Here is a 23,720-nt window from a genome sequence, read left to right as displayed (position 1 = left end):
ACTTTATTCTCCTATCTGGTTTGGAAAAGCGTTACGTTGCTGCCACATGCGTTGATTGAGCTGTATCAGGGCATCTTTGGCCGTGATTTGCTCAACAGCCAGGCCCATACGGGCGCTTTGCACTTCAATGCTGAGCTGCCATGCCTGTTTCAGCAGTTGTACCTTGCGTAAGCGCACATCCTGTAGCTGCATGGTCGCTTGCTGCACGTCCGTCACCGCAAACTTGCCTAAACGAAAACCCTGTAAGGTTTTTTTCTGGACCTGAACCGCCAATGGAATCTGCTGCTCATTCAGTTGCTGGAACTGTACCTGTAACCCTTTTAGCTCAGCCAGACGCACATCAATATCCATCTGGTTCTGCTGGCGGTAGAAACGCTGCTGTTGCTGAATCAAGCTTTGTTTGGCCTCGGCAATCTGGATGCCATATTTTTGTGTGCTGAAAATATTGAGTGGAATCTCAACACCCAACCGAATTTGGTTTTCGCTGTTTTGATCTGCTGAACGGGTACGATTTACCCCCAGTGTCATGGTCGGCTGTGGACGTGACTGCGCCTTGAGTTGTTGAATATGTGCCTGTTGGCGTTGGGTTTCCAACTGTAGACCACGTTCAAACACATTCTGGTTTTGCTCAGCTACTGGCTTAATCCGTATCGCCTGTGCCCACAGATCAGTAACACTTGGTTCAATCACAAATGTATTGCGGTTTTCTCCCCACAGGCTAGCCAATTGCTTCTGCGCCACTTGCAGTTGTAAATCCGCTTGTTGGTAAATGCGCTGGTTTTCCAGATGGGCAATTCGAATCCGATCCACATCGACCTGTGCAATACCGCCTGCCTGATAACGCTTCTCCGATACCTCCAGATTTTGCTGACTGACCTGTAGCTGCTCAAGAATGACAGATTTTTCCAGTTGTAATAACGCCACCTGTGACCAGAGATACTGCACGATCAGTTCCAGCTCCGCATCATAGCGCTGCTGATCCAGACCAACCTGAGTAGCAGAAAGCTTCGCTACTTTTTGAGCGGCTTTACGCTGCCCAAACAGGTCCAAGGGCTGGGAAATGCCGATCGCCAATTCCCGCTCCTGATCACCCTGCAAACCCGTTTGTTCAATTGAGATACTGGGATTGGCCCATAGACCACTCTGTTTCAATTGAGCCTCTGCCATTTGTTGCTGGATTGGCCAGCCTGAGTGCTGACTTTGGTAATGTCGAATCTGCTCAAGAATGTGTTCAAAACTGCTATTTCCTTGAACAACTGTCGAGGTTCGATTGACATCGAGTAAGGATTTGGCTGTAACTGATTGATTCAGCACAACCATAGATAAAGCAATACTCAAGATCAACTGTCTCGATACAAATGAGTGAGTACAGCTTTTGAGCGCATGAATACGCTGATTTAAATTTAAAGACATAGAAAGCCCCGCACATAAATAAGGTTGCGGTGGGCTATTTTTCGGCTACCCCACCTATAGCGGGGTCAATACAGGAGGCGGATGGTGTCCAGTTAAATCAGGCGACTGATAGGAATTGAACCAGTGATATTGTGGTTGTAACTGCTGAATTTGGGGAATCGGTTGAAGTAGCTGTTGCTGTGCTTCAGTCACCACCACATGGAAACATGAGGGTAAATGATCATGGTGATCTTGCAGGCTAACTGGCACTGAATTACTAGATGCAGTATGTTCAGTAGTATGCTGATGTGTTGTGGCACAGGAGGTAGCATCAACCACATGATGCCCAAAGTGGTGCAGACCTTTCGACTGGCTAACCGTTTCATGACCACAAAAAGCCGCCGCCACATTCCAGAGACTCTGGAACATGAACAAACTCAGCAAGAGGGTCATCAATACGGCGGAACGGCGCACACTTCATCAACTGTTCAAAATTTGCGTCACTATAGCAACTAAGCACCATGTAATAAAATTACAAAAACAGAATTTATACCAATTATCATCCCATATTGAAACGGTATTATTTTTAACCAATTAAATAGCACAGCCAAAAATAATTTCCTTACAATTTTTATATCAAGCCAATGAAAAACAGGCATATATTAGAAAGATAGAATAATTATTTTTTGGGGTGGGAATCATGAATATTAGACAGTTGCTGCAACATCTCTTGCCTAAATACTTTACTCCTGCCTTGCAGTTGTCAGATGCACATCAGGAAATTGAGCGCGCTGAATTTTTTGAACATCTCGCCCATGAAACCCATCTGCATGAAAATGCCTATGTGGTGTCATCAAATGACCGCAATGCAATCTGGTACTTTCTGCGTGCCGCTTTGCGTGGGGATGCCAATGCCTCGTTTAAGCTTGGGGTCAGTTATCTGCATGGTGATCTGGGTCTGGATAAAAATTATCAGAAAGCAGAAAAATGGCTGGAACGCGCTGCCAGTCAGGGGCATCCTGAAGCAAAAAGATATTTATCTCAGGCCTATAGTGAACTGGCATTTTAAAACCAGATTCAGGCAATAAAAAACCAGCCCGAAAGCTGGTTTCTTTTAGTTTACGGGCAATTAACCTGTAATCTTTTTATATTTGGTGCGTTTCTGGGCCGCATCTTCACCTAAACGTGACTGACGGTAGGCCTCATATTCTGCATAGTTACCTGTGTAGAATTCTGGCTGTTCATTTTCAAATGACAGGATGTGCGTGGCAATACGGTCAAGGAACCAACGGTCATGCGATACCACCATGACTGTACCTGGGAATACAAGAATTGCATCCTCAAGTGCACGTAAAGTTTCGATATCCAAGTCATTTGATGGCTCATCCAGTAAGATCACGTTTGCGCCCATCTGCAAGATCTTGGCAAGTTGTAAACGGTTACGTTCACCACCAGACAATTCACCTACGCGTTTTTGCTGATCTTGGCCTTTAAAGTTAAAGCGACCGATATAAGCACGTGATGCGATTTCGTAATCACCAATTTTTAAGATATCTAAACCGCCAGAAACTTCTTCCCAAACGGTTTTGTTGTTATCCAAAGTATCACGAATCTGACCGACGTAAGCCACTTTAACCGACTCACCTAAAGTCACAGTACCTGTATCAGGCTGCTGTTCGCCAGTCATCATACGGAATAGTGTGGTTTTACCTGCACCATTTGGCCCGACAATCCCGACAATCGCTGTAGGAGGCACAGTAAAGGTCAGGTTTTCGTACAAAAGACGGCCATCGAATGACTTGCTGATGCCTTCCACTTCCACAACCTTGTTGCCCAAACGTGGGCCAGGTGGAATGTAGATCTCAGAAGTTTCATTACGCTGCTGGAATTCTTTAGAGTTAAGCTCTTCAAAACGTTCCATACGCGCCTTGTTTTTCTTTTGCTGACCTTTGGCGTTTGAACGAACCCATTCCAGCTCTTTCTTCAATGCCTTGGCAAAAGATTCTTCCTGTTTCTGTTCCTGCTCTAAACGGGCATTCTTTTGTTCCAACCAAGAAGAGTAGTTACCTTGATAAGGAATCCCCATGCCACGGTCAAGTTCAAGAATCCACTCAGCCACGTTATCCAAGAAATAACGGTCATGCGTAATCGCAACGATGGTGCCAGGGAAATCTTTTAGGAAACGTTCCAACCAGGACACTGATTCTGCATCCAAATGGTTGGTCGGTTCGTCAAGAAGCAACATATCTGGCTTAGAAAGCAATAAACGACACAATGCCACACGACGACGCTCACCACCTGAAAGCAAAGACACGTCAGCATCCCATGCAGGCAGGTTCAAGGCATTTGCTGCAATTTCCAACTGGTTATCTAAATTATGTGCATCCCAAGTCTGGATAATCGCTTCCAGTTTTTCCTGTTCTTTGGCAAGTTTGTCAAAGTCAGCATCAGGATCGGCATATTCAGCAAACACTTGGTCAAGGCGCTCTAAAGCGTCCAGCGCTTCACGTACGCCATCTTCAACGTTGCCACGAACATCCTTGCTTGGATCAAGTGGCGGTTCTTGTTCCAGATAGCCGATCTTGATTCCTGGTTGTGCACGAGCTTCACCTGAGAAATCTTTGTCTACGCCAGCCATAATACGGAGCAAGGTCGATTTACCTGCACCGTTCAAACCAAGCACACCAATTTTTGCGCCTGGGAAAAATGATAAAGAGATGTCTTTCAGGATTTCGCGCTTGGGCGGAACCATTTTCGACACTCGGTTCATCGTATAAATATATTGGGCCACGCAGGACTCCTCAATTGAAAAACCAATACATCGCAAAAAAGCGAATAAAATAATCGGGCGTATTATACGCTGAAAACCCGATCAACTTGAAGTTAAGATAGGATTTGTTTGTCCCGAACAAAGGATTTTCTTTTTCAAGACATTGCAGAGCGGCAAGGACCTTGCCAGGAAAAATACAGGCACTGTTATCATCATTTCATTTATATGAATAAAAATGCTAAAAATCGCATAATTTATGCACCATTTTGGATAGCTTTTGAGCTACACTCGATGATTATTTAACTCACGTAGATGATGTAACCATGACCTATAAAGATGAAACTTTAGCCATTCATGCAGGGTATTCACCAGAAGCCACCACCAAGGCAGTGGCAGTGCCAATCTATCAAACCACCTCGTATGCCTTTGATAACACACAGCATGGTGCAGACCTGTTTGACCTAAAGGTTCAGGGCAATATCTATACCCGTATCATGAACCCAACCACGGCGGTACTGGAGCAGCGGATCACGGCACTAGAGGGTGGTATTGGGGCGCTTGCTTTGGCATCGGGTATGGCCGCGATTACCTACGCCATTCAGACCATTGCTGAAGCAGGCGACAACATTGCCTCGGTTTCAACCCTGTATGGTGGAACATACAATCTGTTTGCCCATACTTTACCAAAACAAGGTATTGAAGTTCGCTTTTTTGATTATCAAAACCCAGAAGCATTGCGTTCCATTATTGATGATAAAACCAAGCTGGTGTTTGTTGAATCCATTGGTAATCCACTTGGCAATATCATCGATCTGGAAGCCATTGCCAAGATTGCACATGAATATGGTGTGCCTGTGATTGTCGATAATACCGTGGCAACGCCTGCACTACTTAAACCATTTGAATTTGGCGCCGATATTGTGATTCATTCCTTGACCAAGTATATCGGCGGTCATGGCAACAGCATTGGCGGCATTATTGTCGACAGCGGCAAGTTCCCTTGGGGTGAGTATCCTGAACGCTTCAAGGCACTGAATACCCCTGATCCGAGCTATCACGGTGTCAACTATGTGGAAGCATTGGGTGCGGCCGCCTATATTGCCCGCGCCCGTGTGGTGCCTTTACGCAATACTGGAGCGGCCATTAGCCCACTCAGCGTATTCCTGATCTTGCAGGGACTGGAAACGCTCAACCTGCGAATGGAGCGCCATACTGAAAATGCCATCAAAATTGCCGAATATTTAAAACAGCATCCAAAAGTGAAATGGGTCAACTATGCAGGTCTGAAAGACCATCCGCAGCATGATTTGGCACAAAAATATGTGAAAGGGAAACCATCTGCCATCCTTTCCTTTGGGGTACAGGATGGCCTTGAGGGTGGTACCCGCTTTATTGATGCATTACAACTGTTTACACGTCTGGTGAATATTGGGGATGCCAAAAGTCTGGCCTGCCACCCAGCAACCACCACCCACCGCCAGCTCAATGCAGAGGAACTAAAATCTGCGGGGGTCAGCGAGGACCTGGTCCGCTTGTCCATTGGCATTGAGCATGTTGACGACCTGATTGCTGACCTAGAACAGGCCCTTGCCCAGGTCTGATTTCAACTAAAACCGTATAGCCCCTTTTTAGGGGCTATTTTTTATGCGGCAACCCAAAAATATAATATCTTTTTCAACTATTACAATATCTTGTTTTAGAGTTTTTACTCTAAAAAAATTATTATTTTTCAACAATTTACACTAGACAAACAAAAAATATCGGTTAATATACATACAAAATAAAGTGCAGTGCTAATCGCAACCTGGATGGCAATGCAAACAACAGCTTGATTAATGTAGGACACGTACATGAACGCAAAACTTAAAAAACTTTTTCAGCAAAAAGTCGACGGTAAAACAATCATTGTCACTGGTGCATCGAGTGGTATTGGTTTAACGGTTTCAAAATATCTTGCTCAAGCTGGCGCTCATGTGTTGTTGCTTGCACGTACCAAAGATAAACTGGATGAAGTCAAGGCGGAAATTGAGGCAGAGGGTGGCAAGGCATCGGTCTTTCCATGTGATCTCAACGATATGGAATCAATTGATGCGGTGTCAAAAGAAATTTTGGCAAGCGTAGATCACATTGATATCTTGATCAACAATGCAGGACGTTCAATTCGCCGTGCTGTACATGAATCTGTTGATCGTTTCCATGATTTCGAACGTACGATGCAACTTAACTACTTTGGTGCAGTGCGTTTAGTCCTTAACTTGTTGCCTCATATGATGCAACGCAAGGATGGCCAGATCATCAACATCAGCTCAATCGGTGTGCTTGCCAATGCAACCCGTTTCTCGGCTTATGTTGCGTCCAAGGCTGCGCTGGATGCGTTTAGCCGCTGTCTGTCTGCTGAAGTGCATTCACACAAGATTGCAATTACTTCAATTTATATGCCTTTAGTGCGTACCCCAATGATCGCACCAACCAAGATGTATAAATATGTTCCAACCTTATCACCTGAGGAAGCAGCAGATTTAATTGCGACTGCCATTGTGAAACGTCCAAAGAAAATTGCAACAAATCTAGGTCGCATTGCTTCAATTACTTATGCAGTTGCACCAGACATTAACAACATCCTGATGTCAATTGGCTTTAACTTATTCCCAAGTTCAACTGCCTCTATTGGTCAACAAGAGAAATTAACGATTGTACAGCGCGCCTATGCCCGCCTGTTCCCAGGTGAACACTGGTAATCTGTCCAGTCCAAACCTCAAGAAGCAGCGTATCAACAACGCTGCTTTTTTATTTGTCCAATTAGCCCCCCGCCCCCTGATTGATCCAGTCAGTTGTTTTGCGAATGGCGGCCTCCAGATGACCTGACTGCATATTCCAGCGTTGCCTAAACTGTTGCAATGCCTTTAGGTCAAGCTGTTCAGTTCTGAGGAAACTGAGCATTTCCCCCGACATCTCCAGCTTTTGGGCCAACCATCGCCATTTTAATATGATTTTTAATAGTCCGATTGGCACATGCTGGGTGGGAGCTGAAACGCCAAGCTGATCGGCAATGATTTGAACCAGTTGATACATTGGAATATGTTGCTCACCTGCAACCAGTAAATCCTGATTGCATAATTCGGCATCTGTGGCGGCATTCAGCATGATCCGACATAAGTCATCGACCCTGACCAGAGGCAGGTAATGCTTGGGTGTCGCAGGAATCGCACTCATTTTTTTACGCTTTAGCAGGTCAACCATCTGGGCAATCGGCTGGTTCATGGGAATCTCACCTGTCAGTTCATCTCCCACCACTGTTGCGGGATGAATGATGGTCCAGTCCACAGCCAGTTTTTGCGCCTGCTGAATCCATGCAAAATGCGCCTCAATCTTGGATGCCTCATAGGCACCTAAACGTTGATAAACAGCCTGCCAATCGGTCTTTTCTGGTTGATCAAGACACACACCAGCCTGATGTAAATGATCTTTTATGGTGAGCATATAACCCGACACATGTACAGCACGTTTTAGTGTGCAGTGCTGCTGGACACAGCGCAGTAAATTCAGTGCTCCCTCAACATTGACCGCACGTGCCTGCTGCATACTGAGATTCCAGGCAAACAGTGCGCTGCTGTTGTACAGGGTGTTTACCGCAGCCAACCTGTTCCAGTCCTGCCCACTGATTCCCAGATTTGGCTGGGTCACATCCCCCTGAATGAATGTCAGTTTATCCAGAGCAAGCTGTTTTTCACTCAGCCAGCTTTCCAGTATAGGCTGCTGCGCTGCCTGATTGCGGACCAGGGCAAAAACCTGATGTCCCTGTTTTAACAACTCTGCAATCAGAAATCGCCCAACAAAGCCTGTTGCTCCCGCAACCAGGGCAAGCTGTTGCTGACCTGGTCTGGTTGGCTTATTTTCCATTTTTACATCCTATTTCTTGAATATAGGCATAGGCTAAAGGATGGAGTACACTCAATGGTCAAGCAGTTTTTTTCATATCTTTAAATAATAACGGTGGCAGCATGTTGATTGGGGAATTGGCAAAACAGGCACAGTTAAGCCGCGACACCATTCGCTTCTACGAAAAAATGCAGTTGATCCAGTCGATCACGCGCAATAATGGCTACAAGGACTATCCTGAGCAAACCCTGCAACAGTTGCAGTTGATTCGTACCGCCAAGAATCTGGGCTTTTCCCTAGGTGAAATCCAGCAGATTCTGGAAATGACCGCACAGAATGAAATTCCAGCCATACAGGTTCAGGGTATCTTTCAGGAAAAGCTGAACATGATTGATGAGAAGATTGCCCAGTTACATCAAATGAGGACCATGCTCAGCCGCTTAACCCAGGGTGAGGCCTGTCCCTTGAGAAAGGATTGTCCGATTCCTGAATTAAACTGATTCATTTTCAAAAAATTAAAATCTTCCATTGACCATAGTGCCCATTCCTCTCTTTTCTGAATGATGAGCTAAAACCGCTTTTATTCTCTCCATATAAAAATACAGTCATAAAAAGCATACAAAATCGCGTCATTTTCATGCTTTTTAGCGGTATATAACATTCTGTAAAGGTTCAGTTACAGAATCTTGCCTGGTTGGGAAAGGAACATATATGACTCAGACATATAGCAGGGAAGAAAGAGCAAGCCGCATTAAGGGTATTATCGGTGCGGCATCAGGGAATTTGGTTGAATGGTTCGACTTCTATATTTATGCCGTTTTTGCTGCGTATTTCACCCATGCACTGACCGCTCCCGATATGGAACCCACCACCAAGGCTATCTATGTATGGGGGGTGTTTGCCGCAAGCTTCTTTATGCGCCCCATTGGTAGCTGGCTGTTTGGGCGGATTGCCGACCGACATGGACGCAAGCAGTCCATGGTGATCTCGATCTGCCTTATGGCACTTAGTTCATTTCTATTTGCAGCATTGCCGACCTATGAGCAGGTGGGCATGTTTGCACCATTCCTGTTGCTGATGGTTCGACTGTTGCAGGGTCTCTCCGTGGGCGGTGAATACGGCGCGGTTGCCACCTATATGAGTGAGCTGGGCCTGAAAGGCCAACGCGGTTTCTTTGCCTCATTCCAGTATGTGACCTTGTCAGGTGGTCAGTTGCTTGCCAGCCTGCTCGGCGTCATCTTGCTTGGCTTCATGACTGAACAGCAGTTGAATGATGGTGGCTGGCGTATTCCCTTTGTGATTGGCGGGATCGCCGCCTTGCTGTCTTTGGCTGCCCGTAGCCGTCTGGAGGAAACCCTGTCACATGAGGATGCTGAACGTGAGGAATCGGGTAGCCTGATTGCCCTGCTGAAAAAGCACTGGAAAACCTTTTTACTGGTGGTGGGCTATACCTCAGCGGGTTCACTCACATTTTATGTGGTCACGGTCTATTCCAAGACCTACCTCACCAACATCGGTATGGACGGCAAAACCGTTGGCTTTATCATGACCACGGCCCTATTCGTGTTTATGATTGCCCAGCCATTCTTCGGGATGCTGTCTGATCGGATTGGTCGTCGTACCTCCATGCTGGCTTTCAGCCTACTCAGCGCTATCTTTATTTATCCAGTGATGGTCACGGGTATGCGCAGCTTTGTCGACTCACCCATCATTATCACTTTATTGCTGATTTTCCTGATGATGTTGCTAAGTTTCTATACCTCCATCAGTGGTCTGGTGAAAGCTGAAATGTTCCCGCCGCATGTCCGTGCCCTGGGTGTCGGTTTTTCCTATGCGGTGGGTAATGCCCTATTTGGTGGTTCCGCTCCCTCTGTGGCGCTACTGTTCAAGGATGCAGGGATTGAAAACACGTTCTTCGTTTACGTGATTATCATGCTCATCATCTGTTTCTTCTGTAGTCTGGCATTACCGAAGAAACCTGAATATCTGGAACATGACCACTAGCAAAAACAAGACTATAAGATAAAAACCACCTTTGTTCAGGCAAAGGTGGTTTTTTTATTTTCAAGGCATTAATCAAGATAGGGATTGAGGTTGACCAACTGTTTAAAGCCACTCTGCACCACCATTGCGGTACGTGATTTGGGACGGTGGATTGCTTCCTGCTGGGTAAATTCAATCATCTGTTGATTAAAGTCTAAACGGGGATAGTGTTGAAATAACTGTTGCCTAAACTGCGGAGCAAACTCAAAACCTCGGCTTCCAATCACATCACAACTGGCAGCCTGTTGCAGCAAGTGTGCTTCCGTTCCCTCATCAAGGGATACATGGGGATTCATGTGCATACTGATCACATCAAATAGCTGGTCAGCCCTTGGAATGGTCCAGCCCCGTTCAATTGACCAGTCTTTTGCGGCGTAGGCACCCTGTCCTGCAAAACAGCGGCAATTCGCATGGTGTTGATAATGCGGTTCGGTCATGCCCAAATCATGCAATAAACAGGACACCGCCAACAACTCATCATCACGCTTTAAGCCCTGCATCCTGGCAAAGCCAATGGCGTAGTACCATGTTCTCAGGCAATGGTTCTGCAAGGCATCCGAACTACAGGACTGCATCTTTTCCAACGCCTGTTTTACCTCTGCACTGTCGGGCAAGCATAGGTCATCCAGTGTCAAACTGCCCTGCACCGTTGCCTTTGGGCAATGTGCCAAGGCATACATTTTTACACTTTGCTTAAGTACAGGCAGCAGGCTATGGCTCAATAAGGCCATACGATCCTTCAATGATAAATCGCCCGAAGTTTGTGCCATCCAGGCCTGTCGACCAATCTGCATATTTACCCTCCAATAAAATTAGAGTAATTACTCTAATTTTTAGTTTTACTGGAAATAAACAGGGATGTCAAAGCAATTGCGATTAATAAAAAACAGGAAATTAGAGCTTTCTTTTCAGCAAATCATCCAGCCAGTCAATAAAGTCCTGAAAATATTTTGGACGATATTGCCGATCTGTCAGCAGAATACTCACAGGCAATTCCAAAGCTGGAATATCGGTAAACAGGCGTTGTAACTGTCCTTGTTCCACATAAGATTTGGCATCAAATTCAGGAATCTGAATGATGCCAATGCCAGCCAAACCTGCCTGAATATAGGCCTCGGTATTTTCAACCAGCAGACGGTAGGGTATTTTGACACGCTGGTCACGAAACTCCAGTTCACTTAACTCACGATAATGTTTTGCCACATGATAATCCACGGCAAAATGCTGCGGTAACTCATCGAGGTTTTTAGGTTCGCCCAATTCTGCCAGATAATGTGGTGATGCCAGCGTCCAGATTGTGGCTGGCTTAATGGGTCTGATCAGTAGATACTCATCCTGAACCTGTCCCACCCGCACCACACAGTCCAGTTGCTGTTCAATCAGGTTGGAAAAATCATCACTGCCATTAATCAACACCTTTACTTTTGGATAACGCTGATAAAAGGTCAATAAATTTGGAATAAGCACCTGTGTTGCCAAGCGTTTCGGCATGCCAATGCTGATTTTTCCCTCCTGACTACGCACATGGGTTTTAAAGCGATTCAGTTCCTTTAACTGAACGACCAAGCGAATCGCTTCTTCATAAAACAAGTTGCCTTCATGCGTAAGCGCCACCTTACGAGTGGTACGGTAAAACAGTAGCACTTCATATTCTTTCTCAAGGGATTGAATCGCATAGGTCACATTGGAACGTGGCAGTCCCAACTGCACCGCTGCCTGTGCAAAAGACTGTTTCTCCGCCACCAGACAGAAGATTTTTAAACGCTCAATCTTGTCCATTTATTATTCAACTTTTCTGCACAATCAGTTCAATACTAACAACTATTTCAAACAAATAAATTCAATTAGCATAATTTTTATGCAAAACAAAGACGAGGATAAACAGATGTCACAGCATGACTTAAAAGGTAAAACGGTATTGATCGCAGGCGGTGCAAAAAACTTAGGCGGTTTAATTTCACGTAAATTTGCTGAGCAAGGTGCGAATTTATTGATTCATTACAACAGTACATCAACCCAAGCCGATGCCGAAGAAACCTTAAAAGCTGTTCAAGATTTAGGTGCAAAAGCCATCTTGGTACAAGCCGATTTATCCGATATTCAAAATATTGAGGCGTTATTTATCAAGGCCAAAGCAGAGTTTGGCGGTGTGGATATTGCCATTAACACCGTGGGGCGTGTGTTAAAAAAACCTTATCTGGACACCACCGAACAAGAGTTTGATGTCATGAATGATATCAATAATAAAATTGCCTATTTCTTTATCCAGTCAGCAGGTCGTCATCTCAATGCCAATGGAAAAATCTGTACCATTGTGACCAGTTTACTTGCGGCCTATACAGGACTTTATTCCACTTATGAGGGCTTGAAAGCGCCCGTGGAACACTATACCCGTGCAGCTTCTAAAGAGTTTGGTAATCGTGGTATCTCGGTGACTGCCGTTGCACCTGGCCCAATGGATACACCATTCTTTTATGGTCAGGAAGCACCCGAAGCGGTTGCTTACCATAAATCAGCTTCAGCTCTAGGTGGCTTAACCAAGATTGAAGATATTGAACCTTTAGTCCGTTTCTTGGTCACCGATGGCTGGTGGATTACGGGACAAACGATTTTTGCCAATGGCGGTTATACCACACGTTAACAGGCTTTAAATGGGGCTTGTGGCAAATTCCATATTGCCCAAGCCTACTAATTTAACCAAAACACCAAGGCATAAAAACACGCCAAACTCAGGATAATGGTCAATAAGGTATGTCTGACCTTATAGGCAATCACAATAGTTAAAATCGTGGCCAGAAAATAAGGATTGAGCAGGGTTGAACGAAATACGCCCTGCTCATCCATAAACACAATCGGGGTGGCAATCGCAGTCAATAAGCATGGTGCTGAATATTGCAAGGACTGTTGAAACCATTTGGGCAAACGCAAGGGAATATTCGGTTCGAGCAAGATATAGCGGTTCATAAATACCACAATTGCCAAAATAATCAGGAGAAACCAACTCATGCCATACGCTCCCGAAAATTCTGCAAGCAGGTTGCGGTCAACATTCCAATCACCCCTGCCAAGATGGCTGCACTTTTAATGCCTAGGCCCAAAAAGACCACGGTTAAAATCACCGAAACCAGTACACCCACCAACGTATTTAGGTTTTTAATAAACGGAATCACGATGGCAATAAAGGTTGCAACAATAGAGAAATCGAGATGATATTGATCTAAATTTGGCAGAGAGGAAGCCAACACAATACCGCCAATACTAAACAATACCCAAGCCAAATAGAAACAACTGCCAGCCCCAAGCAAAAAATAAATATAATATTCACGCTTATGAATACCAACAGCAAACAATTCATCAGTCAGCAAAAAACCAAATAACAAACGCTGTTTTAATGGCAGTTTGGCAATTTCTTCACGAAAATATAGGGCATACAAATAATGCTGTGTGGTAATCAAAAATACTGAAATGATAATGGTGAGTGCAGGTGTACCCGCCATAACCAAACCCAGTGTCATCAACTGTGCTGCACCCGCAAAAACCAGTGCAGACATTCCTATGGCTTGCCCAGTGGTCAGGCCAGCCTGAATCGCCATTGAGCCTGCCAGCAAGCCCCACGGCAATACCGCGAAACATAGCGGCAGTATTTTGATCACTCCTTGTAAAAAAGCATGCTGGGGGGAAGAAAGATTTTCAGCAGAATCTGGGGACATAAGAACAACAAACTTGCGTTGGAAACTGGAGAATTATAATAAAGTTCAACATAAAAAGTGGAAAAATCATCTATTTTGAATGTAAAAAACCTCCCGATGGAGGTTTTTTACATTATCAAAAATTGTAATAGACTTATTTCGTCCCTTTAATTCCCGCCTGCAACAACAAAGCACCCAATCCACCAATTTTTTGCTCTTGTGGTTTCTCGGTTTTTGGCTTGTTGTTTTGCGGACGTTTAAAATCACCGTCTTTACGTGGTGGACGCTGTCCCTGCGGCTTACGCTCTGAACGTTCCGCACGGTCTTGCTGTGGACGCTGCTGTTGCTGTTGGCGTGGTGCTTTTGCAGGTGCAGAACCCTCGGCACGCATACTCAGGTTGACGCGATTACGCTCCACATCCACCTGCATCACACGCACCTGCACGATTTGACCTGGTTTCACCACCTTATGTGGATCAGAAACAAATTCATTCGCCAGTTCAGAAATATGCACCAAGCCATCCTGATGCACACCGACATCTACGAACGCACCGAAGTTCGTCACATTGGTCACGACACCCTCAAGCTGCATGCCTTCGGTAAGCTGGGCAACTTCAGTAATGTCATCACGGAATTTGGCAGTACGGAACTCTGGACGTGGATCCCGCGCAGGCTTTTCAAGTTCAGCTAAAATATCCTGGATTGTCGGTAAACCAAATTTGTCATCAACAAACTCATCGGCTTTGACCTGGCGAATGATTTCAGTGTTGCCGATAATGTCTTTGACCGTAGTTGCTTTGGCCGCAACAATTTTTTCTACCAAGCCATAACTTTCAGGGTGAACCGCAGATGCATCCAATGGCTCAGAACCATTTTGAACACGTAAGAAGCCTGCTGATTGTTCAAAAGTACGCTCACCTAAACGTGGCACTTTTTTCAAGGCTTGACGGTTGTCGAAACGACCATGTTCTTTACGATATTCAACGATTTGCTGGGCAATCGCCTTATTTAAACCCGCAATGTAGGCAAGGATGGCTGGAGAAGCGGTATTGACATCAACACCCACCGCGTTCACACAGTCTTCCACCACGGCATCCAGTGTTTTTGCCAAACCTGTCTGGTTCACATCATGCTGATACTGGCCCACACCAATGGATTTCGGATCAATCTTCACAAGTTCAGCGAGTGGGTCCTGCAAACGGCGTGCAATTGACACTGCACCACGAATTGACACATCAAGCTCTGGAAGTTCCTGTGAAGCCAGTTCACTTGCCGAATAAACAGATGCCCCTGCTTCACTTACGGTAATACGCGTCAGATTTAAATCTGTATTGGCTGCCATCATTTCTGCAACCACTGCCTCTGTTTCACGGCTTGCTGTACCGTTGCCAATCGCAATAAGTTCCACGTGGAACTCTCGACACAAACGGGCAAGTTCCGCAATAGAACCCTCTTTATCTTCTTTAGGGGCAAATGGATAAATTGTACTATGTGCCAATACATCACCTGCATCGCTGACAACAGCAAGCTTCACGCCTGTACGGATACCAGGGTCAACGCCCAGCGTAGTACGGCTGCCTGCTGGTGCAGATAGCAGTAGGTGACGCAGGTTTTCAGCAAAGACATCCATTGCTTCAGCTTCAGCAGCTAAACGTTTGTCTGTTAATAATGAATGTTCAATTTGTGGACGAACCTTGCCCAACCAGAACAATTTTGCCGTTTGCTTTAAATAGTCCTGACGTGTTTGTGGCTGTAACGTTTCAAGATTGTATTCGGTTTCAATACGTGCCAGTGGTGCATCATCTTCACCATCTACCTTTAAGCCCAGTACATTTTCTTGACGGCCACGCAACATTGCCAATAAACGGTGTGATGGCACTTTATTCAGGTTTTCAGAGAACTCAAAATAATCACGGAACTTCTTACCAACTTCTTTTTTATCTTCAGAAGCCACAGCACTTTTCAACACCGCAGTTTTGGCAAAGCTTTGCTTTAATTCAGTGGTCAAGGCAATGTTTTGCGCCCAGTCATCAATCAGAATATGCTGGATTGCATCAAGCTGGCTTTCGACATCTGGATAATCTTCATGACTAAAACCAGCCAATGCCTCAGTTGGATCAATTTGATCTGCAATAATTTTTTCAGCAATTGGTCCTAAACCCGCCTCTTTCGCCTTAAATGATTTGCTGGTTCGTTTTGGACGGTAAGGTGCGTAAATTTCTTCCAGTGCGTTCTTGGTCTCTGCGGCATTGACACGCGCCAATAAATCATCACTTAATTTATCTTGTTCTTGTAAAGACTGGATCACTTTCTCACGGCGTTCGTATAAATCACGTAAGTAAGTCAAACGTGTATCGAGTTGACGTAATTGGGTATCGTCCAAGCCTTGCGTGACCTCTTTACGGTAACGTGCAATAAAGGGAACACTGGCGCCTTCATCAATTAAACGAATAGCAGCTTCTACTTGGTTTGGACGTACGGCAAGTTCATTTGCCAACTGCTGAACTAAGTCAGTCATCGTGATTGATTCCACAAGGGTTAAGTCTAAAAGCACTGATTATAAAGTTCATGGCTATAAAATCCACCATTGTTTTTTTGAATATTTAACCAGTAGTTTTTGCAAATCTGTCAATGTTTCTAAAATAACGGCGTTTTTTAGGCTAAATATTGAAAAATAGGTTGATTGTCATCTTTTTACCTGTATATATTTGGTATCTATCTCTTGATTTTATTGGCAATATTTGTTGCTTTATAACATAGCCAAAACTGTGCAATGAATCGTATACTTCTTCGCATTGCATAAAGACGATGACAATAAACGATAAAAGGAGCACATCATGAGTTTAGTTGTACCTGCCGAATCAACGGAAACCGTACACCATGAAACCGATCGGGTCGAACGCATCCTAGTCGTCGATGATGATGTGCGCTTGCGTACACTGTTACAACGTTTCCTTGAAGACAAGGGCTTTGTGGTAAAAACCGCGCATGACGCCACCCAGATGGACCGTTTGCTACAGCGTGAACTGTTCTCCCTTATCGTGCTCGACTTTATGCTTCCCGTGGAAGATGGCTTAAGTATCTGTCGTCGCCTGCGCCAGTCCAATATTGACACCCCAATCATCATGCTAACCGCACGTGGCAGTGACTCTGACCGTATTGCAGGTCTGGAAGCGGGTGCAGATGACTATCTGCCAAAGCCATTCAACCCGAATGAACTGTTGGCTCGTATCCGTGCGGTACTGCGCCGTCAGGTTCGCGAGGTGCCAGGCGCACCAAGCCAGCAGGTTGAAGTGGTTAGTTTTGGACCGTGGGCGCTGGACCTGTCTACCCGCACCCTCACCCGTGAGGGACAAGTCGTGACCCTGACCACAGGTGAGTTCGCCGTGCTGAAAGCGCTGGTTCAGCATCCGCGTGAGCCGTTGACCCGTGACAAGCTGATGAACCTTGCCCGTGGCCGTGAATGGGGTGCGATGGAGCGCTCGATTGACGTACAGGTTTCCCGTTTACGCCGCTTAATTGAGGACAATCCTGCCCGCGCCCGCTACATCCAGACCGTTTGGGGCGTGGGCTACGTTTTTGTTCCAGATGGTGCTGAGTAAGTGCAGGAAACTCAACCTTGAAGCTTGAACCGATTGATCCACAAGAATTTACCGACTTTGAGACCTACTCTGAAAAGCCACGGACCCAGTGGGAACGTTTTTTAGACAAGATCAAGCCACGGTCTGCCGCAATGCGTACCACCGTACTGGTACTGTTTACGGTGTTCTTTAGCCTATTCATGTCCTTGTGGTTCTTTTGGCGAACCCTCTATCTTCCTGAACTGCAACAGCATGCACGCTATCTGGCCATTGAGCTGGAACTGGTCAATAATCCTGACATTCGCATCCTACATCGCGATACCGAAGTCGATATCGACACATGGCTAAAAAACCGTATCGGGATTGAATATGTAACCGATCCACGGGAGTTTCCAATACTGGAAGATAAATTTCTGGCTGAATTCTTCACCGACCAGATTGAGGAAAAGCTTGCCAAAGAGCTGGGTGTCGAGAAGGTTACCGTTTATTTTAAATTCAAGCCGATTCCACGTATCTGGATTCAAACGCCTGAAATGAATGGCAACTGGGTCAGGGAACCCCTCAAGACCTACACCAACTACAGTGTTGAACTGATTGCATCATGGCTGTTTGGTGTGCCGATCCTGTCCTCCGTTATTATCCTGATTCTGGTGCGGCAGATGAACCGTCCCTTGCGCCGCCTACAGAATGCCGCCAACAACTACAGTAAAACGGGCAAGGCCCCCTATCTGGACACCAACCACGGGCCACTGGAAATCCGTCAGGTCAATCAGGCCTTTAACCATATGGTGTATACACTGGAACAAACTGAGCGTGACCGCCGTGTCATGTTGGCGGGCATCTCCCACGATTTGCGCACTCCGCTAACCCGTATTCGCCTGACGGCGGAAATGCTGCCTGATGAGTTTTTCCGTGAGGGGCTGATTTATGATGTGGATGATATGGATGCCATCCTGAATCAGTTTATTTCTTATATGCGTGATGGTTCGGATGAGGAGCTGACGGATACCAATATCAACAACTTGCTGCAAGAACTGGTGGTGCAGTTCAAGCCGCTTGACATCCGTTTTGAGGCACAGGAACTTCCCGTGATTCCTGCACGCAGCCTGTCACTCAAGCGTCTGATTGCCAACCTGATCAACAATGCCAAGCGTTATGGTGCAGAACCCATCGAACTGTCTGCCAGCCATGTCGACCAGTATATTTTAATTACTGTTGCCGATCATGGAGAAGGCATCCCGCCCGATCAGGTGGAGGAACTGATGCAGCCTTTTGTACGTGGCAATTCCGCACGTACCATTCAGGGAAGTGGTCTGGGCCTTGCCATCGTCAAACGTATTGTGGACATCCATCAGGGACAGATCAACATCCGCAACCGAGAGCAAGGCGGTCTGGAAGTGGTGATTTCCCTGCCTATTCCCACACCTGAAGATGAATCACACAGCAACACCATCGACAAGATCAAGCAAACCCTAAGCGGTCATTTTTAAAATGTCGCACTGATACGTGTTCCCACTTTTATCTTACGACATTCTGAATCGCCAATAGGCAATTTTTTAAACTTGAAGTCACGAAAGTGAACAGCCCGATTTTGCATATCAAAAGGTTCAGAAGAGGTAATTTTCAGGCATTGAAAAGGCAAAATGCTTTTTAAAATTTCTTTATCTTTCTCAGTCAGTTGCTGGGTTGAGAGATAAATATGCCCTGTTGTAATCGGCAAGTGTATTTCTGCTCCCTGCATTTCTGCGGAACCTGTCAGCTTCACGGTATGATGATTAACAACTTTACAGCCATGTAAAGCAAGCATACTCATCAAAACAATTACACTTTGATTTTTTTTCATTCACTTGCTCAATCATGCGGTTCTTAGCTAAATTACCATTAAAATCTATAGATATTAAAGAAGTGGATATACTGAATTTAAGTAAGTTCCAACTAACCCCTCGTCCTATTGTTTTCACCCTATTAGACCTTAGCCTTAGTTCAATTCACTTTTCACGTTTTAGCGCTAAAATCCATATCCAATGAAAATCAAAATTGAGAATGGATGATGTCTCTAGATCGTATTCGCCTTGCCTCACTGCATGACAAAGTGATGAGTGCTGAGCAGGCTGCCAGCTTTATTGAAAATGACATGACGGTGGGTATGAGTGGTTTTACCCGCGCAGGCGAAGCGAAAGCTGTTCCTCAGGCACTTGCTGAACGCGCCAAGAAAAATCCGTTAAAAATCACGTTAATTACAGGTGCAAGTCTAGGCAATGACCTCGATAAACAGCTCACTGAAGCAGGTGTATTGGCACGTCGCATGCCATTCCAGGTGGACAACACCCTGCGCCGCGCCATCAACAACGGCGAAGTAATGTTTGTTGACCAGCACCTGTCCGAAACTGTGGAGCACATGCGTAACCTGCAACTGAAAAAACCAGATATTGCGGTGATTGAGGCTGTGGCGATTACTGAAGATGGTGGCATCATTCCAACCACATCAGTGGGCAACTCGGCCAGCTTTGCGATTTTTGCTGAAAAAGTCATTGTTGAAATCAATACCAACACCAGCACCGCCTTTGAAGGCCTGCATGACATCTACATCCCGACCTACCGCCCAACACGCCAGCCAATTCCATTGACCAAGGTGGATGAGCGCATGGGAAGTACGGTCATCAATATCGACCCTGCCAAAATTGTCGGTATTGTATTCAATGACACCCTGCTGGATTCGCCATCAACCGTCACCCCGCCAGATGACGAGACTCAAGGAATTGCCAATCACCTGATCGCCTTTTTTGAAAAAGAAGTGGCTGAGGGTCGTTTACCGAAAAACCTGGGACCTTTACAGGCAGGTATTGGTTCGATTGCCAATGCGGTGCTGACGGGCTTAAAAGATTCTCCTTTTGAAGATCTGGTGATGTATTCAGAAGTATTGCAGGACTGTACTTTTGAATTGATTGATGCTGGAAAAATGAAATTTGCGTCAGGCTGCTCTATCACCCTGTCACAGAAATATGGCGAAAAGGTGTTTGGCAATATTGAGGCCTATCGTGACAAGCTGGTGTTGCGTACACAGGAAATGTCCAACCACCCAGAGTTGGTTCGCCGTTTAGGTATTATTGGTATCAATACCGCGCTTGAGTTTGATATCTACGGCAATGTGAACTCAACACACGTTTGCGGCACCAAAATGATGAATGGGATCGGTGGTTCGGGTGACTTTGCCCGTAATGCACACCTAGCCATCTTCGTAACCAAGTCGATTGCCAAGGGCGGTGATATTTCCTCTATCGTGCCAATGGTCAGCCATGTTGACCACAACGAGCATGATGTTGATATTTTGGTGACTGAAATTGGTTTAGCGGATTTACGTGGCCTGGCACCTCGTGAACGTGCCAAGGTGATCATTGAGAACTGTGTACATCCACTTTACCGTAACGCACTTCAGGACTATTTTGAGCGCGCCTGTGAACGTGGTGGACATACACCTCACCTGCTTCGTGAAGCGCTGTCCTGGCATGCAAATTTTGAAGAAACAGGCCATATGCTGGTTAGCAATATTGAGGTTGCTAAATCGGCTTAATTTCCTAAGCTACGAGATAAAAAAGCCAGTCTTGTTGAACTGGCTTTTTTATCTGCATTAGTTTAACACTTCCGCAATATGATAACTTGCCTGTGCAATCGGGGTGAGTTGATCGGACATCTGGTAGACTTTGACATCATAATTCCCTGTCTGCCAGCCATTTGTGGGTACAGTACTGATCCAGTTTTGTGATGAATCCTGACTAATATTTCTTGGTGTAAATACCAGAATCTCACCTGTATCCCGATTTAACCAGCGGATAAAAACCTGCTGATCCTCAGGAAACTTCCCTAGCGTATCAAAATGAGCAAAGATATTTTGGAAATGATGGACCTGATGTAAATCCTCTGAAGATTGTGGCATGACTGGCGTAAGTGCCAGCACCAACCGACCTGCCAATACCTGATCATCATTTTGTGAACCAAGTTCTTCCAGGGCACGTTGGGCAAAAACCTTTTTATCCCGAATCATGGAGAAATCCTGTCGGGGAAATGCCTTTTTGAGATAGTCAGAGACTTGCTGTTCGGGTGTATTGGCAAGAATTTGCGAAATTTGCCGTTGTTGCTGCCCAGAAAGTGTATTGAATGGCTGTACTTTACTACTTTCCAACTGCCGTACGGTAAAAGCCGTAAGATCATCAACATCTGTGATTTCAGGAGAATGGTGATCAGATTTTGCTGTAGTCTGTACTGGTTTTGACGGCATTGTTGGCAAATGCCGAAAATCCGCGACCAGATACCCCAAACCAAATCCAACACTTAAACATAACAAATAAAGCCATTTTTCCATAGGTATTCCAAAATTAAAGGTGGATACACCACCTTTAAAACATGACTTACGGCTTAATTATGAAGCACAGCTGACTTTTGTTCCGTTTAAGGTCACTCCACTGCTAAATGATGTGCCATTATCAATAACATACTGTTTGGTAAAGCCTGTACCTGTAAGCATTCTGAGTGATGTGCCCACACATACGCTGGTTTGCTGGACCTGTCCAATCGATGCAACACAACCATTTTGTGTCGCCGTAACCGTATTGGTTCCCGTTGCGCACTGTGCGGTAATGGTCGTACTTGGGCTTGAATTATCTGATGATTCGCAGGCGGAACAGTTATTCTGACTTTCACAGGCATCCGCCGCAGATTGTGATTTACAGGTATAGGTCACATCACCTTTGGTAATTTTTTTAGAATAGGAAGAGTCCGTACTTGCTGAACCACCGCCGCCTCCCCCGCAAGCAGTTAAAAATATGTATAAAAATGCAGCTGTACTTAATTTAATTGTATTGAACATAGAAATACCTTTTATATCATTGTATTTAAAGTTTTTAGATCGTCTGAGTTATTCTACCCAAGTCTTTAAAAGACGCATATTATGGCGCCATTCGCCTATTATTTTTGCAATCAAATTTTTCATGCAATTCTTGAAAGCTTAGCGCATGGTTGGTCAATGAATCAATAAAATTTATCAAACAATAAAAAAAGCCCCAAACTTTCGTTTGGGGCTTTTTGAATATGGTGGGGGACCCTCAACCGAATTGAAGCCTATAAACCTTTAACAGCAATACTTTTAGATTTCACACTTTCATTTATACCAACAAAAATACCAACAAAACGCAAAAGTACCCTATGATTTTGGGATGATATTCAATTTTAGATAAGTATGGGGAGGGTAAAAGTTTTTAGTAGCTCGTTGATAGGACACCGCCCCCTCTCCCATGCATAAAAAAAAATTCCCCATAGGCGAAAAGTTAAAGCAAAAAGTTAAAATAAAGTTAAAGCTGCTGTCTGATAAACGCTTACAACTGCATTCTGCCTCATACACACTATTTAGCTTTAATGGTGCGTGGTACGCAATCAGGTGCGCACAGAAATGACTGTTTTTAGGTGCGCACCAATTCAGCTCCATACCGATCAGATAGTTTTTTAAAACTTGCCATAAGGTAGCGGTTTGTTTTGTTCTCCAGTTGATCATGTCGATCAACCAATTTGTTAAAGGTGGTTTGGTGCATTCCTTTGGGTCTAATTTTGTAATAAGGCTTCATCCAAGCATTATCATACTGCCAGTTGAGCTTATTCCTAATTCGGCACATGACAAGTCTAGTGCCATCCAGTTTATTTTCTTGTTGTGTTGCATAGTTTAGTTTTTGGCATATACGGCATGAAAAGGCGCTGTCTCTCAGGTATAGCTTGGCGACTCGTTTATGGCAATCGGGACAAGTAAACCAATAACGCATACCGCCGTAATGACATGGCGTTGTTTCTATATTGATACTGTAATGATAAGGCTGTTTATTGAATTGATAATGTAAGGTTAATTGTTGATTATGGTAACTATATCCAATTTTTGCCACTTCCTCACCAGTAGAAGTATTGTGCCATCCCCATGTACCTTGTCTGCCATCCTCAAAAACTGCTGATTTCGCCATGCTGCGACTATCTAAAGCTAGGCAATCTTCTACTTTTTCATGTGTTTTTTGCATGTTTTTACCTGTTTTTTTGACCGAAATAGCCTGTTTTGTACCGTTTTAAGCCTTAAATTAAGGAAAATATACCTAAAAACAGTGGTTTTACCTTGACGAAATGCACTTTTTTACTGTTTTTTAAATCATGCTCTAAGCATTACTATATAAGGCTTGGAGTCTATTTTACGCCGTTTTTTGGTAATTATTTCACTAATGATTTAGGTTGGATATGGAGGAATCAAGCAATTTACCTTGACAGAATCAAGACATAAAACTATCTGCAAATAACCATTTAAGCCTTGTCATATATACGTTATGGAGTAGTTTTAAG

General features: G+C 44.8%; 22 protein-coding genes. 9 read left to right on the top strand and 13 right to left on the bottom strand.

What is annotated here, in order from left to right:
- Window positions 1-3: 3 nt before the first annotated feature.
- Both QLH32_RS12270 and QLH32_RS12265 read right to left on the bottom strand, forming a co-directional pair.
- Complete coding sequence (locus QLH32_RS12270) at window positions 4-1,413, bottom strand: TolC family protein (protein WP_283266449.1); 1,410 nt, start codon at window positions 1,411-1,413, stop codon at window positions 4-6.
- A gap of 54 nt (window positions 1,414-1,467) precedes the next feature.
- A complete protein-coding gene (locus QLH32_RS12265) occupies window positions 1,468-1,866 on the bottom strand; it encodes a cation efflux protein, CzcI-like (RefSeq protein WP_333663129.1) in 399 nt (132 codons plus the stop codon).
- 226 nt (window positions 1,867-2,092) lie between these two features.
- Here QLH32_RS12265 and QLH32_RS12260 point away from each other — a divergent pair, with 226 nt between their 5' ends.
- Window positions 2,093-2,461, top strand: a complete 369-nt coding sequence (locus QLH32_RS12260) for a tetratricopeptide repeat protein (protein ID WP_267980811.1) — start codon at window positions 2,093-2,095, stop codon at window positions 2,459-2,461.
- A 60-nt stretch (window positions 2,462-2,521) separates the two neighbouring features.
- On the opposite strand, the gene ettA is transcribed toward QLH32_RS12260, so the two are convergent.
- Window positions 2,522-4,183, bottom strand: coding sequence for an energy-dependent translational throttle protein EttA (gene ettA, locus QLH32_RS12255; protein ID WP_283266447.1), 1,662 nt, complete (start codon window positions 4,181-4,183; stop codon window positions 2,522-2,524).
- Between the two features lie 302 nt (window positions 4,184-4,485).
- Here ettA and QLH32_RS12250 point away from each other — a divergent pair, with 302 nt between their 5' ends.
- Window positions 4,486-5,763: an O-acetylhomoserine aminocarboxypropyltransferase/cysteine synthase family protein gene (locus QLH32_RS12250; RefSeq protein WP_283266446.1), complete on the top strand. Its 1,278-nt coding sequence runs from the start codon at window positions 4,486-4,488 to the stop codon at window positions 5,761-5,763.
- Between the two features lie 249 nt (window positions 5,764-6,012).
- A complete protein-coding gene (locus QLH32_RS12245) occupies window positions 6,013-6,900 on the top strand; it encodes an SDR family NAD(P)-dependent oxidoreductase (protein WP_267980814.1) in 888 nt (295 codons plus the stop codon).
- A gap of 61 nt (window positions 6,901-6,961) precedes the next feature.
- Here the strand turns inward: QLH32_RS12245 and QLH32_RS12240 are convergent, their stop codons facing one another.
- On the bottom strand, window positions 6,962-8,062 hold the full coding sequence (locus tag QLH32_RS12240) for an SDR family oxidoreductase (RefSeq protein ID WP_283266445.1): 1,101 nt from the start codon (window positions 8,060-8,062) through the stop codon (window positions 6,962-6,964).
- Window positions 8,063-8,163: 101 nt separating this feature from the next.
- On the opposite strand from QLH32_RS12240, the gene QLH32_RS12235 reads away from it, so the two are divergent.
- Together QLH32_RS12235 and QLH32_RS12230 are read left to right on the top strand one after the other, a co-directional pair.
- A complete protein-coding gene (locus QLH32_RS12235; protein ID WP_283266444.1) occupies window positions 8,164-8,541 on the top strand; it encodes a MerR family DNA-binding protein in 378 nt (125 codons plus the stop codon).
- A gap of 211 nt (window positions 8,542-8,752) precedes the next feature.
- Window positions 8,753-10,045, top strand: a complete 1,293-nt coding sequence (locus QLH32_RS12230) for an MFS transporter (protein WP_283266443.1) — start codon at window positions 8,753-8,755, stop codon at window positions 10,043-10,045.
- A gap of 68 nt (window positions 10,046-10,113) precedes the next feature.
- On the opposite strand, the gene QLH32_RS12225 is transcribed toward QLH32_RS12230, so the two are convergent.
- Window positions 10,114-10,878, bottom strand: a complete 765-nt coding sequence (locus QLH32_RS12225; RefSeq protein ID WP_283266442.1) for an HD domain-containing protein — start codon at window positions 10,876-10,878, stop codon at window positions 10,114-10,116.
- 100 nt (window positions 10,879-10,978) lie between these two features.
- On the bottom strand, window positions 10,979-11,863 hold the full coding sequence (locus tag QLH32_RS12220) for a LysR family transcriptional regulator (protein ID WP_283266441.1): 885 nt from the start codon (window positions 11,861-11,863) through the stop codon (window positions 10,979-10,981).
- 106 nt (window positions 11,864-11,969) lie between these two features.
- On the opposite strand from QLH32_RS12220, the gene QLH32_RS12215 reads away from it, so the two are divergent.
- Entirely contained in the window at window positions 11,970-12,725 is a 756-nt protein-coding gene (locus QLH32_RS12215) for an SDR family oxidoreductase (RefSeq protein WP_283266440.1), read from the top strand.
- A 47-nt stretch (window positions 12,726-12,772) separates the two neighbouring features.
- Here the strand turns inward: QLH32_RS12215 and QLH32_RS12210 are convergent, their stop codons facing one another.
- From QLH32_RS12210 to QLH32_RS12200, 3 genes are all read right to left on the bottom strand, one after another.
- The gene (locus QLH32_RS12210; protein WP_283266439.1) at window positions 12,773-13,090 is read right to left on the bottom strand and encodes an AzlD domain-containing protein; all 318 of its coding nucleotides are present in this window, start codon (window positions 13,088-13,090) and stop codon (window positions 12,773-12,775) included.
- Window positions 13,087-13,794 carry an AzlC family ABC transporter permease gene (locus QLH32_RS12205; RefSeq protein ID WP_283266438.1) on the bottom strand — a complete coding sequence of 236 codons (708 nt, stop codon included), beginning with the start codon at window positions 13,792-13,794 and terminating at the stop codon, window positions 13,087-13,089. Before QLH32_RS12205 ends, QLH32_RS12210 begins: the two co-directional genes overlap by 4 nt.
- Before the next feature lie 133 nt (window positions 13,795-13,927).
- Window positions 13,928-16,291: a Tex family protein gene (locus QLH32_RS12200; protein ID WP_283266437.1), complete on the bottom strand. Its 2,364-nt coding sequence runs from the start codon at window positions 16,289-16,291 to the stop codon at window positions 13,928-13,930.
- A 319-nt stretch (window positions 16,292-16,610) separates the two neighbouring features.
- On the opposite strand from QLH32_RS12200, the gene ompR reads away from it, so the two are divergent.
- Both ompR and QLH32_RS12190 read left to right on the top strand, forming a co-directional pair.
- Window positions 16,611-17,375 carry an osmolarity response regulator transcription factor OmpR gene (gene ompR, locus QLH32_RS12195; protein WP_004678831.1) on the top strand — a complete coding sequence of 255 codons (765 nt, stop codon included), beginning with the start codon at window positions 16,611-16,613 and terminating at the stop codon, window positions 17,373-17,375.
- Window positions 17,376-17,392: 17 nt separating this feature from the next.
- Entirely contained in the window at window positions 17,393-18,844 is a 1,452-nt protein-coding gene (locus QLH32_RS12190) for an ATP-binding protein (RefSeq protein ID WP_283266436.1), read from the top strand.
- Here the strand turns inward: QLH32_RS12190 and QLH32_RS12185 are convergent.
- Complete coding sequence (locus tag QLH32_RS12185) at window positions 18,841-19,197, bottom strand: hypothetical protein (RefSeq protein ID WP_283266435.1); 357 nt, start codon at window positions 19,195-19,197, stop codon at window positions 18,841-18,843. The two genes, QLH32_RS12190 and QLH32_RS12185, sit on opposite strands and share 4 nt — an antisense overlap.
- Window positions 19,198-19,404: 207 nt before the next feature.
- Here QLH32_RS12185 and scpC point away from each other — a divergent pair, with 207 nt between their 5' ends.
- The gene (gene scpC, locus QLH32_RS12180) at window positions 19,405-20,925 is read left to right on the top strand and encodes a succinyl-CoA:acetate CoA-transferase ScpC (protein WP_283266434.1); all 1,521 of its coding nucleotides are present in this window, start codon (window positions 19,405-19,407) and stop codon (window positions 20,923-20,925) included.
- 57 nt (window positions 20,926-20,982) lie between these two features.
- On the opposite strand, the gene QLH32_RS12175 is transcribed toward scpC, so the two are convergent.
- From QLH32_RS12175 to QLH32_RS12165, 3 genes are all read right to left on the bottom strand, one after another.
- The gene (locus tag QLH32_RS12175; protein WP_283266433.1) at window positions 20,983-21,714 is read right to left on the bottom strand and encodes a hypothetical protein; all 732 of its coding nucleotides are present in this window, start codon (window positions 21,712-21,714) and stop codon (window positions 20,983-20,985) included.
- 57 nt (window positions 21,715-21,771) lie between these two features.
- The gene (locus tag QLH32_RS12170) at window positions 21,772-22,218 is read right to left on the bottom strand and encodes a hypothetical protein (protein WP_283266432.1); all 447 of its coding nucleotides are present in this window, start codon (window positions 22,216-22,218) and stop codon (window positions 21,772-21,774) included.
- A 589-nt stretch (window positions 22,219-22,807) separates the two neighbouring features.
- The gene (locus QLH32_RS12165) at window positions 22,808-23,407 is read right to left on the bottom strand and encodes a hypothetical protein (RefSeq protein ID WP_283266431.1); all 600 of its coding nucleotides are present in this window, start codon (window positions 23,405-23,407) and stop codon (window positions 22,808-22,810) included.
- Between the last annotated feature and the right edge of the window lie 313 nt (window positions 23,408-23,720).

The sequence above is a fragment of the Acinetobacter corruptisaponis genome (assembly GCF_030053775.1).
GTDB lineage: Bacteria > Pseudomonadota > Gammaproteobacteria > Pseudomonadales > Moraxellaceae > Acinetobacter > Acinetobacter corruptisaponis.
The sequence above is the reverse complement of the archived record's forward strand: the minus strand, read 5'-3'. Positions and strand labels throughout refer to the sequence as shown.